Here is a 13,924-nt window from a genome sequence, read left to right as displayed (position 1 = left end):
GGTATCGTAAGCTGAAACAGTCCGAAGGGATAAACTGAATGAGTCAGAGCCAATCGAATCTGGTCGAGATCAAAGGCATGAGCTTCATGCGCGGCGATCGTCCCATTTTCGAAGAGATAAACATGACGGTGCCACGCGGCAAAGTCACTGCCATCATGGGGCCATCGGGGATCGGGAAAACCACCTTGTTGCGTCTCATTGGCGGCCAGTTAGCACCAGATAGTGGTGAAATCTGGTTCGACGGGGAAAATATCCCTGCCTTATCACGCAGTAAGCTCTACGAATCACGTAAAAAAATGAGCATGCTGTTTCAGTCCGGTGCATTGTTCACCGACCTCAATGTGTTTGAAAATGTCGCCTTCCCGCTGCGCGAACACAGCAAGCTGCCCGAAGAGCTGCTGCGCAGCACTGTTACCATGAAGCTGGAGGCCGTTGGCCTGCGCGGGGCAGGGGAACTGATGCCGGCGGAGCTATCCGGCGGTATGGCGCGTCGCGTCGCCTTGGCTCGCGCCATCGCGCTTGATCCCGAACTCATCATGTTCGACGAACCTTTTGTCGGCCAGGACCCTATCACCATGGGCGTCTTGGTAAAGCTGATTGATGAGCTTAATCATGCACTTGGTGTTACCTGTATTGTCGTGTCGCACGACGTTCCCGAGGTCCTTAGCATCGCCGACTATGCTTATATCGTGGCGGCTCAGCATGTTATTGCGGAAGGAACGACGGAGGAATTGCAGAACAATCCTGACCCACGCGTCCGCCAGTTCCTGGACGGCATTGCGGATGGTCCGGTGCCTTTCCGGTTCCCAGCGGGTGATTATAAAACCGAGTTGCTTGGATGATGGAGTTGTATATCAATGTTAATTAAGGCATTAGCCTCAACGGGCCGCCGTGGCATTCAAACTTGCGCCTCTTTTGGTCGCGCCGGTTTGATGCTATTTCGCGCCCTGGTCGGTAAGCCGCAGTTTGCCAAGCAGTGGCCGTTGCTGCTCAAACAGCTGTACAGCGTGGGCGTGCTGTCACTGCTGATCATTTTGGTTTCAGGCCTGTTTATCGGCATGGTGCTGGGGCTGCAAGGCTATATCGTTCTGACCACCTACAGTGCTGAAGCCAGTCTGGGCATGATGGTGGCGCTCTCCTTGCTCCGCGAGCTGGGGCCGGTAGTCACGGCTCTGCTGTTCGCCGGGCGTGCGGGTTCTGCACTCACTGCGGAAATCGGCTTGATGAAAGCCACCGAGCAGATCTCAAGTCTGGAAATGATGGCAATTGACCCACTGCGCCGCGTTGTCGCGCCGCGCTTCTGGGCCGGGATGATTTCGATGCCACTGCTGACCGCCATCTTTGTCGCGGTGGGGATTTGGGGCGGCTCTCTGGTCGGCGTTAACTGGAAAGGCATCGACAGCGGCTTCTTCTGGTCCGCCATGCAAAGTGCAGTAGAATGGCGTCATGACCTGCTCAACTGTTTGATTAAAAGCGTAGTTTTCGCTATTACCGTGACCTGGATTGCGCTCTTCAATGGTTATGATGCTATCCCAACTTCGGAAGGGATTAGCCGGGCAACGACTCGTACCGTGGTGCATTCGTCTTTGGCGGTGCTGGGATTAGATTTTGTGCTGACAGCACTGATGTTTGGGAATTAATCGATGCAAACGAAAAAGAGTGAAATTTGGGTTGGCGCATTTTTGATAATCGCCCTGTGCGCCGTGTTATTCCTTTGCCTCAAAGTGGCCGATATTCGTTCGATCGGTTCAGAACCGACTTACCGTATCTCTGCCACCTTTGACAACATCGGTGGCCTGAAAGCGGGCTCTCCGGTGAAAGTGGGCGGCGTAGTGGTTGGCCGTGTTAGCGCCATCACACTCGATAAAAACTACTCGCCAAAAGTGGAAATGGATATCGAGCAGAAATACAACCAGATCCCGAGCACCAGTACCTTGGCGATTCGCACATCTGGCCTGCTGGGCGAGCAATTCCTGGCCCTGAACATTGGTTTCGAAGACCCAGAGATGGGAACGACTATCCTTAAAGATGGCGGTTCAATTCAGGACACCAAATCAGCTTTAGTGTTGGAAGACCTTATCGGCCAATTCCTGTACAAGAGCGGTAACGATGGTAAAGATGCGAAATCCGGTGACGCACAGGCAGCGCCAGATGCTGTATCAGCCCCACAACCTGCGGCCCCAAGTCATTAAGTAGTTTCCATCGCAAAGCTTTATTAAGAGGAGCAAGGCATGTTTAAACGTATTATTTTGGCCACTCTGCTGGTGGTAATGGCACCCCTAGCCAATGCGGCAGTAGACAAGACCAACCCTTATAGCGTGATGAATGAAGCGGCGAAAAATACCTTTACCCGCTTGAAAACCGATCAGCCGAAAATCAAACAAGATCCAAACTATCTGCGTACCATCGTGCGTGAAGAGCTACTGCCTTTCGTGCAGATCAAATACGCGGGCGCTCTGGTGCTAGGCCGTTACTACAAAGATGCGACCCCAGCCCAGCGTGATGCGTACTTCAAAGCGTTCGGCGACTACCTGCAACAGGCTTACGGTCAGGCGTTGGCGTTATACCGCGACCAGACCTATCAGGTACAGCCTGAGCAGTCTTATGCCGGCCAGCAAATCATCGCTATCCGCGTTACCATCATCGACCAGCACGGCCGTCCGCCGGTTCGTCTTGATTTCCAATGGCGTAAAAACAGCCAGACTGGCGATTGGCAGGCTTATGACATGATTGCCGAAGGCGTCAGCATGATCTCTACCAAGCAGAACGAGTGGGCAGACATTTTGCGCCAGAAAGGCATTGATGGTCTGACTGAGCGTCTGAAACAAGCCGCTGCGCAGCCAATCACTCTGGATAAAAAATGAAAGGCCAACTGAGCTGGGAACATCAACCACCGCGCCTGATTTTGCGCGGTGAGTTGGATCGCGAAACCCTGCTGCCATTATGGAACCAGCGCCTGACCCTGATGGCGGGCGTTAACACTGTGGATGTTGCTGGCCTTGAGCGCGTTGATTCTGCCGGACTGGCGATGCTGGTTCACCTGCGTGAGCTGGCAGAGCAGGGCGGTGGCTCACTCAGCGTGACCGGCATGACCGACCGTTTGAGCACCTTGATCGCACTCTACAATTTGCAGGACATTATTCCTGTTAACTAAATGTGCCTTCCATGCCGGATAAAATAAGGCAATAGATACCGTGAGTTAGCCTGAAGTCATGGCTAAAGCGGCGTCCATACCGACAAGCCCCTGTGCGAAACTCTCGAACAGGGGCTTTTTCATGGTTTAAGAGTTGGCCGGATCTCTATAAGATGTTCGGCTGTTATGATCTCTTCAGAAGAATCGATTGCTATGGACACTAACGAAATTAAAGACGTGCTGATGAACGCATTGGCATTAGATGAAGCTCACATTACTGGCGACGGTAGCCATTTTCAGGCCATCGTGGTCGGCGCCATGTTCGACGGCATGAGCCGCGTGAAAAAACAGCAAACCGTGTACGCCCCGCTGATGGAATACATCGCTGATAACCGCATCCACGCCCTTTCTATCAAAGCTTATACCCCTGAAGAATGGCAGCGCGATCGCAAGCTGAACGGTTTTTAAGCTGCTGGTTCATCCGGCAGTTCCGCAATATTTGAAATGAAGTTTTTGAAATTAAGAGAGCCGTCATAATGGATAAATTTCGTGTACAGGGTGGGACTCGTCTAAGTGGCGAAGTCTCTATCTCCGGTGCAAAAAATGCCGCACTTCCTATCTTGTTTGCCGCGCTTCTCGCCGAAGAGCCGGTGGAACTTCAGAATGTCCCGCATTTAAAAGACATCGACACCACCATGAAGCTGCTTGGTCAGCTGGGGACTAAAGTCGAACGTAATGGTTCGGTTTTTGTTGATGCACGCGACGTAAATGAATTTTGCGCGCCATACGACTTAGTCAAAACCATGCGCGCTTCTATCTGGGCATTAGGCCCGCTGGTTGCTCGTTTCGGTCAGGGGCAGGTTTCCCTGCCGGGCGGCTGCGCTATCGGCGCGCGTCCGGTTGATTTGCACATTAGCGGCCTTGAGCAGCTGGGTGCCAAAATCGTGCTGGAAGAAGGCTATGTGAAAGCTTCAGTCGATGGCCGCCTGAAGGGCGCTCACATCGTGATGGACAAGGTGAGCGTAGGCGCGACCGTGACAATCATGTGTGCGGCAACCTTGGCTGAAGGCACCACCATCATCGAGAACGCGGCGCGTGAGCCTGAAATCGCGGACACTGCCGGCTTCCTCAACGCCATCGGTGCGAAAATCACTGGCGCAGGTACCGACAAAATCACCATCGAAGGCGTGAAGCGTCTCGGCGGCGGTGTTTACCGCGTCGTGCCTGACCGTATCGAAACCGGCACTTTCCTGATTGCAGCTGCTATCTCTGGCGGTAAAGTGGTTTGCCGCGATACTCGCCCTGACACGCTGGATGCCGTGCTGGCAAAACTGCGTGAAGCAGGTGCTGATATCGAAGTAGGCGAAGATTGGATCAGCCTCGACATGCACGGTAAGCGCGCGAAAGCCGTAACGCTGCGCACCGCCCCGCACCCGGGCTTCCCGACTGACATGCAGGCGCAGTTCAGCTTGCTGAATCTGGTGGCTGAAGGTACCGGCGTTATCACCGAAACCATCTTCGAAAACCGCTTCATGCACATCCCTGAGCTTATCCGTATGGGTGCTCACGCTGAGATTGAAGGCAGCACCTTGATTTGTCACGGTGTTGAGCAGCTGTCCGGTGCGCAGGTAATGGCGACCGACCTGCGCGCTTCGGCGAGTCTGGTACTGGCGGGCTGTATTGCGGAAGGCGTGACTATCGTTGACCGTATTTATCACATCGATCGCGGCTATGAGCGTATCGAAGATAAACTGCGCCAACTGGGTGCAAAAATCGAACGTGTGAAAGGCGAGTAATTACGCCGTACTGCCCGCCATATTCTGTCGGGCCACACATGAAAAAGCCGGAAGACTTACTCTTCCGGCTTTTTTTATCGCTCTGGTTTTTATCGCCCGATCAATGCGACGGATATTCCTGAATGGTGACCTGTAGAGCAATCTTCTTGCCGTCGCGCATGATCTCAACCGGGATAACCGTGCCAGGGCGAATCTCTGCGACCTGGTCCATCGTCTCAATGGCTGACACCGCCGGTTTGCCGTTCACGCTGACAATCACGTCGCTCACCACGATACCCGCGTTGGCCGCCGGACCGTTTGGTGTCACTTCATTAACGATAATGCCCTGAATTCTATCTAAACCGGTATTTGGCCCGTGCAGAGGAGAAGCCTCGCGCCCGCCGATACCGATATAACCACGGATCACCCGACCATCGCGGATAAGCTTGCCCATGACTTTGGTGGCCAATGCGGTAGGGATGGCGAAGCCGATGCCCTCTGGCGTCGCGCCATCATTGCTCTGGTCGAAGGAGAGGGTGTTGATACCCACCAGTTCGCCCAGTGAGTTCACCAGCGCCCCGCCCGAGTTGCCTTGGTTAATAGAGGCATCGGTTTGCAGGAAGTTTTGGCGACCAGACGGGCTTAAACCAATACGCCCCGTGGCGCTGATAATCCCCTGCGTCACGGTCTGACCAAGGTTATAAGGGTTGCCAATCGCCATCACGATGTCGCCCACGTGAGGCACCCGCTTGGCGTTAATCGGAATGACCGGCAGATTAGTACCTGCATCGATTTTCAGCACGGCCAGATCGGTGAGGGTATCCGAACCGACCAGCAGGGCTTCAAACACGCGCCCATCCTGTAATGCGACGATGATTTGGTCAGCATTATTGATAACGTGTTTGTTGGTCAGAATGTAGCCTTTGTCATTCATGATGACGCCCGATCCCAGAGTGCGGATCTGCAACTCGCTTTGCGAGTTGGCTCCCATATTACGGTTATAAACGTTAACTACCGCAGGGGCTGCGTGACGCACGCCTTCGTTATAGCTGACCGGCTGTTGGCTATTTTCAGTGAAATTATGCTCAAACAGCGGCTGGGCGATATTTTTACGCAGCATAGGCACCGCGGCCAGCAAAATACCGGCAACAATCAGTCCAATAACGGCGGATCGCAATAACTTAACTAGCATGAGTGTCTGGAATGGTGGTTGAAATATGTCAGAAGGATAGCATGAGTTAATCGGACGCAGCACTGGCTACGTCCGATTTTCAGAGGTTTACGGCATTAACGACGCTTTTACGGCATCAACAAATAGATATTCTGCCCTTTACGTTGCACGCTCAGGGCAATCAAGGCCGGTTTGGTTTCCAGGATCTTGCGCAGTGCAGCCAGATTGTCGACGGCCTCGCGGTTTACGCCGACGATCACGTCATCTTTCTGCAAGCCGATTTGATCCGCCGGAGAGCCTTTCTTCACGTCATCGACCCGAATACCTTTGGCGGTTTTAGGATCAAGATCGCTTAAGGTCACGCCCTGCAACGCCGGGTTTATCTTATCGATGCTGGTTTCCACCGTCGGGCTTTTATCTAGCGTGACATCCACATTCATCGGCTTGCCTTCGCGCAGCAAACCAATCTGCATGGTGACGCCCGGACCGGCAGTTCCCACTTTGGCACGCAGTTCGGCAAAGCTGCTTAGCGGTTTGCCTTGCAGGGTGATCAGCACGTCGCCAGCCTTGATACCGGCTTTTGCCGCTGCGGAATCCGGCAGAACTTCATTGACGAAGGCACCACGCTGGCTGTCCAGTTTGAAGGCTTTTGCTAGTTCCGGAGTCATTTCGCTGCCGCGAATACCCAGTAGGCCGCGTTTCACTTCGCCAAACTTAATCAACTGAGCGCTGAGGTTTTTCGCCATGTTCACCGGAATGGCGAAACCAATGCCGATGCTGCCGCCCTGCGAGGAGAGGATCGCGGTATTGATACCGATAAGCTCGCCTTTCAAGTTAATCAGCGCGCCACCGGAGTTACCCCGGTTAATTGAGGCATCGGTTTGGATAAAGTTTTCCAACCCTTCCAGATTCAAGCCACTGCGCCCCAGCGCAGAGATAATGCCGGACGTGGCAGTCTGCCCAAGGCCGAATGGGTTACCCACCGCTACAGCGAAGTCGCCCACGCGCAGCGCGTCGGAGTCAGCCATGGCAATTTGGGTCAGGTTTTTGGCGTCAATCAGCTGAATCAGGGCGATATCGGACTGATCGTCTTTGCCAATCAGCTTCGCATCATATTCACGGCCGTCGTTGATCTGCACTTTGATCTTGTCGGCGTTGTTAACCACGTGGTTGTTGGTCAGTACATAGCCTTTGGCGGCATCAATAATGACGCCAGAACCAAGGCCTTCAAAAGCCTGACCGCCCTGATCTTCCGTTGGCGCCTGTGGGCCGAAGAAGAATTTAAATTCAGGGGGAACGTCGTTGCTGGCAGGCGTGGTGCCAGTGACCTGCACGCTGACCACGGCGGGCAGGACTTTTTCCAGCATTGGCGCCAGACTTGGCAATGCCTGACCGTCTACGGCGACAGGAATACTGGCGTTCGCAACAGGAACAGAAGCGAAGGTTAATCCGAGACTAATGGCTAATGCACTGAGTAAAAATGACTTTTTCTTCATCAGGATAACTCTCTCGCTGTCTGTTAGAGGCTCGAAACGGTAATGAGATTGTTTATATTTATAAAAGAAGACGGGTTTGAAGTTGGCGCGGCGACACCGAAATCGGTGCGCCGCGAGTTGCCCGCAACGATGAATAGCGTCGCGGAGCAAGGTAGAACCTTATTTACGACCAGTACGCTCACCGCGCAGAAGGCCAGAAGCGCCATCTGAGTAATCGCGTGGCATCTCAACCGGAGCCTGATCGTTATCTGCCTCTGAACCCGTCAAACGGTAGTTGAACGGATTGTCATGGGCCGGCATATCTGGCAGTAAATTGTTCGAGCTTTTCGCCATGTGCTGATACAGCTGGCGATAGTCGGTGGCCATGTTATCCAGCAGCTCAGCGCTGCGGGCGAAGTGGCCAGTGAGTTCCTGACGATACTCTTCGAGTTCTGCTTTGCTTCTCTCCAGCTCGTTTTGCATCACTTGCTGATCGCGTAATTTACGATTGCCAAAGCGCATCGCTACCGCACCAACGGCGATACCGACCACTAATCCAATGAGCGCATACTCCCAGGTCATAATGACTCCTATTTTAACTTCGTTGTTCCGTAGGGCTTTTTCACGCAATGGTTTTAACGTAAATTCAACATACGTTTCGACCCGTATAAGTCCACTATAACCGTTTACCTTGTCTGAGTGGAATCCTAGGCGAACAATCACCAAAGGAAAGCGGTTTTTTCACGAGCAGACGGGTGATAAAAGCGGCGAATAGGCATTAAATCTGCGCATAACCTCCGCGAAATACTGAAAAATATTTTCTCAGGGACGTTGAACCACATGCAACCCATTACACCACTGACAGTATATAAGAACGCATTATCGGCCGGTGAGTTCCAACCAGATGATGTTCAGCTTGCCGCCGTCACGCGGTTAGACGCTATTTATCACGCGTTAAATGCTCAAGCTGGTGCTGCGCCAGTTTCACCTTCAGCCCGGCCGGGCTTATTGGGAAGACTGTTCGGCAAAAGTGCTCAAAAGAGCCCGCAGAGACCAGCCCAGGGATTATATATGTGGGGCGGGGTGGGGCGGGGGAAAACTTGGCTGATGGATCTGTTTTTTCAGACACTTCCCGGCGATCGCAAGCTGCGTTTACATTTTCATCGCTTCATGTTGCGAGTTCACGAGCAATTAACTGAGCTACAGGGCAAGGAAGATCCGCTGGAAATCATCGCCGACGGCTTTAAAGCCGAAACGGACGTGCTGTGCTTCGACGAATTTTTTGTCTCTGACATTACCGACGCTATGCTGCTGGCGACCCTGCTTCAGGCGCTGTTCGCCCGTGGCATCACGCTGATTGCCACTTCGAACATTCCTCCGGACAACCTGTACCGTAATGGCTTGCAGCGTGCGCGTTTCCTGCCCGCGATTGATTTGATTAAAGAGTATTGCGACGTGATGAACGTGGATGCGGGTATCGATTACCGCCTGCGAACGCTCACCCAGGCCAATTTGTGGCTTACGCCGCTACAGCCTGAAACTCATGTTGCGATGCAGCATATGTTCGACAAACTCGCGGGGCAAGAGGGTGAAGCCAGCCCGGTTTTGCAGGTGAATCACCGCCCGCTACAGTCGATTGCCTCTGGCGATGGCGTGCTGGCCGTGGAGTTCCACACCCTGTGCGAAGAGGCCAGAAGCCAGCTGGATTACATTGCGCTGTCAAAAATCTACCACAGCGTGCTACTGCACAACGTGCCGGTGATGGGCGTGAAAGATGAAAACCCGGCCCGCCGTTTTCTTGCGCTGGTGGACGAATTCTATGAGCGCCACGTTAAGCTGGTGATTTCCGCCGAGAAGCCGATGTTTGAGATTTATCAGGGTGAGCGGCTGAAATTTGAATACCAGCGCTGCCTCTCGCGATTGCAGGAGATGCAGAGCGAGGAGTACCTCAAGCGCCCGCATCTTCCCTAAGTTGCTTGGTTTAATGGGTGAAAAAAGAATCGGTTGCGAAATCTGCGTTTTAGTCAAAAAAGGGTTCGATCTTTGTGGGCGACTTCTCTATAATCTTGCGACCCCACGTTACTACGAAGTTTTTTTCCCGAAACTTTATAAGTGCCGGCATTGGCTATTCGAAGGGGTAGGTTTGCTGGACGATGGTCGTGTGAACCTCCAATACTTATTTTATGAACTTCGGTTTGTAAAAACATATAGGCGTTAGGGTGTTCGCCAACGTGTAACTTTAATTGGGTAAGCTTTTAATGAAAACTTTTACAGCTAAACCGGAAACCGTACAACGTGACTGGTTCGTAGTTGACGCAACCGGCAAGACTTTAGGTCGCCTGGCCACTGAACTGGCTCGCCGTCTGCGTGGCAAACATAAAGCGGAATACACTCCGCACGTTGATACTGGTGATTACATCATCGTTCTGAACGCAGAAAAAGTTGCTGTTACCGGCAACAAGCGTAACGACAAGATTTATTACCATCACACCGGCCACATCGGTGGTATCAAGCAAGCGACCTTTGAAGAGATGATCGCTCGCCGTCCTGAACGCGTGATCGAGCTCGCGGTTAAAGGCATGTTGCCAAAGGGCCCGCTGGGTCGTGCAATGTACCGTAAAATGAAAGTTTACGCGGGTAACGAGCACACTCATGCGGCGCAACAACCGCAAGTTCTTGACATTTAATTCGGGATTATAGGCAATGGCTGAAAATCAATACTACGGCACTGGTCGCCGCAAAAGCTCCGCCGCTCGCGTTTTCATCAAACCGGGTAGTGGTAACATCGTAATTAACCAGCGTAGCCTGGAACAGTACTTTGGTCGTGAAACTGCCCGCATGGTAGTTCGTCAACCTCTGGAACTGGTCGACATGGTTGAGAAATTTGACCTGTACATCACTGTTAAAGGTGGTGGTATCTCCGGTCAAGCTGGTGCTATCCGTCACGGTATCACTCGTGCACTGATGGAATATGACGAAAATCTTCGTGGCGAACTGCGTAAAGCTGGCTTCGTTACTCGTGATGCTCGTCAGGTTGAACGTAAGAAAGTCGGTCTGCGTAAAGCACGTCGTCGTCCTCAGTTCTCCAAGCGTTAATTCTTTCTGCTTCGGCACAAAGAACAGCGTCAAAAACCCGGTGCTTCACCGGGTTTTTTTATGTCTGAAATTTGCGTAATGCCTCAACAAATTGCCTTCTGACACACATTTCACCACGAAATCCTCCATCCCGTCCCCACAGACCGGTCAAAATCTGGTAAACTATCACACACTTTTGTGCCTGTTCGCCGAGCAGTTCCCGTTACCGCACTCTATGGCTAGGGTTTACCTTGCCAACGTTTATTGAAGAAACTAGAAGCGAAACTACGGAGCGAGACTGCGGGCTGGTGGTGAAGATGACTGTTCAGGATATAAGCCTGACCAGTTGGCTATTCGCAGATTATTCTAGATAAACTTGGAGGTTTTCATGGCTGTCGCTGCCAACAAACGTTCGGTAATGACGCTGTTTTCCGGCCCGACCGACATTTTTAGCCATCAAGTACGCATCGTACTGGCGGAAAAAGGTGTTAGCGTCGAGATCGAGCAGGTGGATATGGATCACTTGCCGCAGGATCTTATTGACCTCAACCCATATCGCACCGTTCCAACGCTGGTCGATCGTGAGCTGACTCTGTTTGAATCACGTATCATCATGGAATACCTTGATGAGCGTTTCCCGCATCCTCCATTAATGCCGGTTTATCCGGTTGCTCGTGGTGAAAGCCGTCTGATGATGCACCGCATCGAAAATGACTGGTACTCACTGCTGCGCCAAATCGAACAGGGTTCTGCACAAGAAGCTGACGCTGCGCGTAAGCAACTGCGTGAAGAACTGCTCGCCATCGCGCCAATTTTCTCTTACATGCCTTACTTCAAGAGCGAAGAATTCAGTCTGGTTGACTGCTATCTGGCTCCGTTGTTATGGCGCTTGCCTGAATTGGGCATTGAGCTGTCAGGCGCGGGTTCTAAAGAGCTGAAAGGTTACATGACTCGCGTATTCGAGCGTGATGCTTTCCTGGCCTCTTTGACTGAACCAGAGCGCGAAATGCGTTTGCATACCCGAGGTTAAGTGATGGAGATGACTGACATGTCTCCGCGCCGTCCCTACCTGCTGCGGGCGTTTTACGACTGGTTGCTCGACAACCAGCTGACGCCGCACTTGGTGGTAGACGTCACCATGCCAGGCGTTATGGTGCCGATGGAATTTGCCCGTGATGGTCAGATTGTCCTCAATGTTGCACCGCGCGCCGTCGGCAACCTCGAACTGGGTAACGATGATGTTCGCTTTAACGCACGCTTCGGCGGTGTTCCTCGCAACGTTTTCGTGCCTATCGCCGCCGTGCTGGCGATTTACGCCCGTGAAAATGGCGCAGGTACCATGTTCGAACCTGAACCCGCTTATGACGCTGATGGTACCTTTGAGGACCACAGCGACGAAGGCGAAATGGCAGATTCAGCGCCAACGATGTCGGTTATCGACGGCGATTTGCCGGATGTCTCTGAAGAGAATCCGGATGATGAGCCACCGACGCCGCCTCGTGGCGGGCGTCCTGCACTTCGCGTGGTGAAGTAAGCGCGAATAGCATGACCACAACATAAACCCTGCATCTTGATGCGGGGTTTTTTTATGGCTGTTTTCAGCGGAGTTGCCGGGCCACTCTCTAAGTTGGTGATGGGTATCACAAAGATTTCATCTGCCGCTGTTACTTGTTTACTCAGCAAAGTATCCCGACCATGCTAAATGCTCATCACGACTGTGCATTTATGGAGAGGATGGGTATGGACGTATTGAATGTTGAACACCAAGGCGTTGCTGCAATCAATGAAGGGAATCAGATGTCTGCGGAGGTGCTCGCATGAAGCTGAAACCACAGTTTTTATCTTTCCCACAGGACTTTTGGTGGGGCAGCGCCTGGTCGGCAGAGCAGGCGGAAGGTCGCGGTAATACGGGCAAGGGCCGCACTCAATGGGACATGTCTTGGGATAAATATCCGAATCGCTTTCACCACGGCATTAACACCGACGTCACCACCGACTTCTTTAATCGCTATCCCGAAGACATCCAGCTGATGAAGGAGACCGGGCATAACTCCTTCCGCATCTCTATCTCCTGGGCGCGAATGTTCCCGCAGGGCGATGGCGAAGTCTGTGCCGAAGCCATCGTTTTCTACCGCAAAGTGTTGGAAGAGTTGACCCAGCAAGGCATTAAGCCTTTTGTGAATCTTTTCCATTTCGACATGCCAGAAGCCATGATGCTCAAAGGCGGCTGGGAGAATCGCGAGGTGCTGGCAGCCTATGTCCGCTACTGCGACGTCTGCTTCCGCGAGTTTGGTGATTTAGTCTATCGCTGGTTTACCTTCAATGAGCCGGTTGTGCCGGTGCTGGGCGGCTTTTTAGAAGACTTCCACTATCCTAACGTGGTTGATTTCAAGCGTGCCGCTCAGGTGGCGTTCACGACGGTTCTCGCCAGCGCCATGGCAGTCCGCGCCTTCAAGAGCCACGGTCTGAACAGCAAGATTGGCGTGATTTTGAATCTCAGCCCGAGCTATCCGCGCAGCGAAAATCCGGCCGACGTGCAGGCCGCGAAATACGCCGATCTGTTCTATAACCGCAGCTTCCTCGACCCATCAGTTAAAGGTGAGTTCCCGGCTGAACTTGTCGATGTGCTGAAGAAGCACGATCAGATGCCGGTAATTGAAGAGGGGGATTTGCAAATCATCGCCGAAAACACCGTGCAGATTCTGGGGATCAACTACTACGAACCTCGGCGAGTTAAGGCGCGGCTGACGGCGGTGGATCCGCAATCGCCTTTCATGCCGGAATGGTTCTTCGAAAGCTATGTGATGCCGGGACGCAAGTTCAATCCTTACCGTGGCTGGGAAATCTACGAAGAGGGGATTTACGATTTGTGCGTGGATATCCGCGACAACTACGGCAATATCGAAGCTTATATCTCGGAAAACGGCATGGGCGTGGCGGATGAAGAGCGTTTCATTCAAGACGGGCAAGTGCAGGACAGCTATCGCATCGGCTTCATTCAAAACCATCTGGCTTACTTGCATCAGGCCATCAGCGAGGGCTGCAACGTTAAAGGCTACCACCTGTGGACCTTCATCGACTGCTGGTCGTGGCTGAATACCTATAAAAACCGTTACGGGCTGATTGCGCTGGACCTCAAAACCCAGCAGCGAACCATCAAGAAGAGCGGCGAGTTCTACAAATTACTCAGCCAGAACAACGGCTTTGAATTTGAGGGGCTGTATACCCAGTTCTAGTCAGTCAGCGTTGAAGGCAAAAAAAAGCGGGGATGTTGCCATCCCCGCTTTTCATGTTT

At 52.7% G+C, this 13,924-nt stretch carries 16 protein-coding genes; 13 read left to right on the top strand and 3 right to left on the bottom strand.

Translation table 11 applies throughout. The features are described 5' to 3' along the window. Window positions 1-38 precede the first annotated feature (38 nt). The 7 genes from mlaF to murA all read left to right on the top strand — a co-directional run bounded on the left by mlaF (window position 39) and on the right by murA (window position 4,929). Window positions 39-842 carry a phospholipid ABC transporter ATP-binding protein MlaF gene (gene mlaF / locus ACT3RR_RS18200; protein WP_034786714.1) on the top strand — a complete coding sequence of 268 codons (804 nt, stop codon included), beginning with the start codon at window positions 39-41 and terminating at the stop codon, window positions 840-842. Between the two features lie 15 nt (window positions 843-857). After that, entirely contained in the window at window positions 858-1,640 is a 783-nt protein-coding gene (mlaE, locus tag ACT3RR_RS18195) for a lipid asymmetry maintenance ABC transporter permease subunit MlaE (protein WP_034786715.1), read from the top strand. Window positions 1,641-1,643: 3 nt separating this feature from the next. Continuing rightward, a complete protein-coding gene (gene mlaD / locus ACT3RR_RS18190; protein ID WP_353500772.1) occupies window positions 1,644-2,192 on the top strand; it encodes an outer membrane lipid asymmetry maintenance protein MlaD in 549 nt (182 codons plus the stop codon). A 39-nt stretch (window positions 2,193-2,231) separates the two neighbouring features. Continuing rightward, window positions 2,232-2,864 (top strand): phospholipid-binding protein MlaC, encoded by a 633-nt coding sequence (gene mlaC, locus ACT3RR_RS18185; protein ID WP_496200870.1) that lies wholly within the window; start codon window positions 2,232-2,234, stop codon window positions 2,862-2,864. After that, window positions 2,861-3,154 carry a lipid asymmetry maintenance protein MlaB gene (gene mlaB / locus ACT3RR_RS18180; RefSeq protein WP_353500774.1) on the top strand — a complete coding sequence of 98 codons (294 nt, stop codon included), beginning with the start codon at window positions 2,861-2,863 and terminating at the stop codon, window positions 3,152-3,154. The genes mlaC and mlaB overlap by 4 nt, the downstream gene beginning before the upstream one ends. Window positions 3,155-3,346: 192 nt before the next feature. Continuing rightward, window positions 3,347-3,601 (top strand): BolA family iron metabolism protein IbaG, encoded by a 255-nt coding sequence (gene ibaG, locus ACT3RR_RS18175; RefSeq protein ID WP_034786719.1) that lies wholly within the window; start codon window positions 3,347-3,349, stop codon window positions 3,599-3,601. A 68-nt stretch (window positions 3,602-3,669) separates the two neighbouring features. Next, window positions 3,670-4,929 (top strand): UDP-N-acetylglucosamine 1-carboxyvinyltransferase, encoded by a 1,260-nt coding sequence (gene murA / locus ACT3RR_RS18170; RefSeq protein WP_353500775.1) that lies wholly within the window; start codon window positions 3,670-3,672, stop codon window positions 4,927-4,929. Between the two features lie 100 nt (window positions 4,930-5,029). Here murA and degS read toward each other — a convergent pair whose 3' ends face one another. The 3 genes from degS to zapG all read right to left on the bottom strand — a co-directional run bounded on the left by degS (window position 5,030) and on the right by zapG (window position 8,136). Next, entirely contained in the window at window positions 5,030-6,100 is a 1,071-nt protein-coding gene (degS, locus tag ACT3RR_RS18165) for an outer membrane-stress sensor serine endopeptidase DegS (protein WP_353500776.1), read from the bottom strand. Between the two features lie 107 nt (window positions 6,101-6,207). Beyond that, entirely contained in the window at window positions 6,208-7,575 is a 1,368-nt protein-coding gene (degQ, locus tag ACT3RR_RS18160; protein WP_278877592.1) for a serine endoprotease DegQ, read from the bottom strand. Between the two features lie 159 nt (window positions 7,576-7,734). After that, window positions 7,735-8,136 (bottom strand): Z-ring associated protein ZapG, encoded by a 402-nt coding sequence (gene zapG / locus ACT3RR_RS18155; protein ID WP_353500778.1) that lies wholly within the window; start codon window positions 8,134-8,136, stop codon window positions 7,735-7,737. A 258-nt stretch (window positions 8,137-8,394) separates the two neighbouring features. Here zapG and zapE point away from each other — a divergent pair, with 258 nt between their 5' ends. The 6 genes from zapE to ACT3RR_RS18125 all read left to right on the top strand — a co-directional run bounded on the left by zapE (window position 8,395) and on the right by ACT3RR_RS18125 (window position 13,865). Then, complete coding sequence (zapE, locus tag ACT3RR_RS18150) at window positions 8,395-9,525, top strand: cell division protein ZapE (RefSeq protein ID WP_496200869.1); 1,131 nt, start codon at window positions 8,395-8,397, stop codon at window positions 9,523-9,525. Between the two features lie 287 nt (window positions 9,526-9,812). Then, window positions 9,813-10,241: a 50S ribosomal protein L13 gene (gene rplM, locus ACT3RR_RS18145; protein ID WP_013577239.1), complete on the top strand. Its 429-nt coding sequence runs from the start codon at window positions 9,813-9,815 to the stop codon at window positions 10,239-10,241. A 16-nt stretch (window positions 10,242-10,257) separates the two neighbouring features. Continuing rightward, complete coding sequence (rpsI, locus tag ACT3RR_RS18140; RefSeq protein ID WP_013577238.1) at window positions 10,258-10,650, top strand: 30S ribosomal protein S9; 393 nt, start codon at window positions 10,258-10,260, stop codon at window positions 10,648-10,650. Between the two features lie 367 nt (window positions 10,651-11,017). Next, window positions 11,018-11,659, top strand: coding sequence for a stringent starvation protein SspA (sspA, locus tag ACT3RR_RS18135; RefSeq protein WP_034786725.1), 642 nt, complete (start codon window positions 11,018-11,020; stop codon window positions 11,657-11,659). A gap of 3 nt (window positions 11,660-11,662) precedes the next feature. Further along, a complete protein-coding gene (sspB, locus tag ACT3RR_RS18130; RefSeq protein WP_396132360.1) occupies window positions 11,663-12,163 on the top strand; it encodes a ClpXP protease specificity-enhancing factor in 501 nt (166 codons plus the stop codon). A gap of 283 nt (window positions 12,164-12,446) precedes the next feature. After that, window positions 12,447-13,865 (top strand): glycoside hydrolase family 1 protein, encoded by a 1,419-nt coding sequence (locus ACT3RR_RS18125; RefSeq protein WP_496200868.1) that lies wholly within the window; start codon window positions 12,447-12,449, stop codon window positions 13,863-13,865. Window positions 13,866-13,924 lie beyond the last annotated feature (59 nt).

It is taken from the genome of Ewingella sp. AOP8-B2-18 (assembly GCF_052376015.1).
Classification (GTDB): Bacteria; Pseudomonadota; Gammaproteobacteria; order Enterobacterales; family Enterobacteriaceae; genus Ewingella; species Ewingella allii.
This window is presented reverse-complemented; position numbering and strand designations above follow the sequence as displayed.

Excerpts from the sequence above, each read along its gene's own strand:
- mlaB (WP_353500774.1), top strand. The coding sequence starts at position 2,861 with ATGAAAGGCCAACTGAGCTGGGAACATCAACCACCGCGCCTGATTTTG.
- ACT3RR_RS18125 (WP_496200868.1), top strand. The coding sequence starts at position 12,447 with ATGAAGCTGAAACCACAGTTTTTATCTTTCCCACAGGACTTTTGGTGG.
- rpsI (WP_013577238.1), top strand. The coding sequence starts at position 10,258 with ATGGCTGAAAATCAATACTACGGCACTGGTCGCCGCAAAAGCTCCGCC.
- zapG (WP_353500778.1), bottom strand. The coding sequence starts at position 8,136 with ATGACCTGGGAGTATGCGCTCATTGGATTAGTGGTCGGTATCGCCGTT.
- murA (WP_353500775.1), top strand. The coding sequence starts at position 3,670 with ATGGATAAATTTCGTGTACAGGGTGGGACTCGTCTAAGTGGCGAAGTC.
- mlaD (WP_353500772.1), top strand. The coding sequence starts at position 1,644 with ATGCAAACGAAAAAGAGTGAAATTTGGGTTGGCGCATTTTTGATAATC.
- mlaC (WP_496200870.1), top strand. The coding sequence starts at position 2,232 with ATGTTTAAACGTATTATTTTGGCCACTCTGCTGGTGGTAATGGCACCC.
- rplM (WP_013577239.1), top strand. The coding sequence starts at position 9,813 with ATGAAAACTTTTACAGCTAAACCGGAAACCGTACAACGTGACTGGTTC.
- degS (WP_353500776.1), bottom strand. The coding sequence starts at position 6,100 with ATGCTAGTTAAGTTATTGCGATCCGCCGTTATTGGACTGATTGTTGCC.
- degQ (WP_278877592.1), bottom strand. The coding sequence starts at position 7,575 with ATGAAGAAAAAGTCATTTTTACTCAGTGCATTAGCCATTAGTCTCGGA.
- zapE (WP_496200869.1), top strand. The coding sequence starts at position 8,395 with ATGCAACCCATTACACCACTGACAGTATATAAGAACGCATTATCGGCC.
- mlaF (WP_034786714.1), top strand. The coding sequence starts at position 39 with ATGAGTCAGAGCCAATCGAATCTGGTCGAGATCAAAGGCATGAGCTTC.
- sspB (WP_396132360.1), top strand. The coding sequence starts at position 11,663 with ATGGAGATGACTGACATGTCTCCGCGCCGTCCCTACCTGCTGCGGGCG.
- mlaE (WP_034786715.1), top strand. The coding sequence starts at position 858 with ATGTTAATTAAGGCATTAGCCTCAACGGGCCGCCGTGGCATTCAAACT.
- ibaG (WP_034786719.1), top strand. The coding sequence starts at position 3,347 with ATGGACACTAACGAAATTAAAGACGTGCTGATGAACGCATTGGCATTA.
- sspA (WP_034786725.1), top strand. The coding sequence starts at position 11,018 with ATGGCTGTCGCTGCCAACAAACGTTCGGTAATGACGCTGTTTTCCGGC.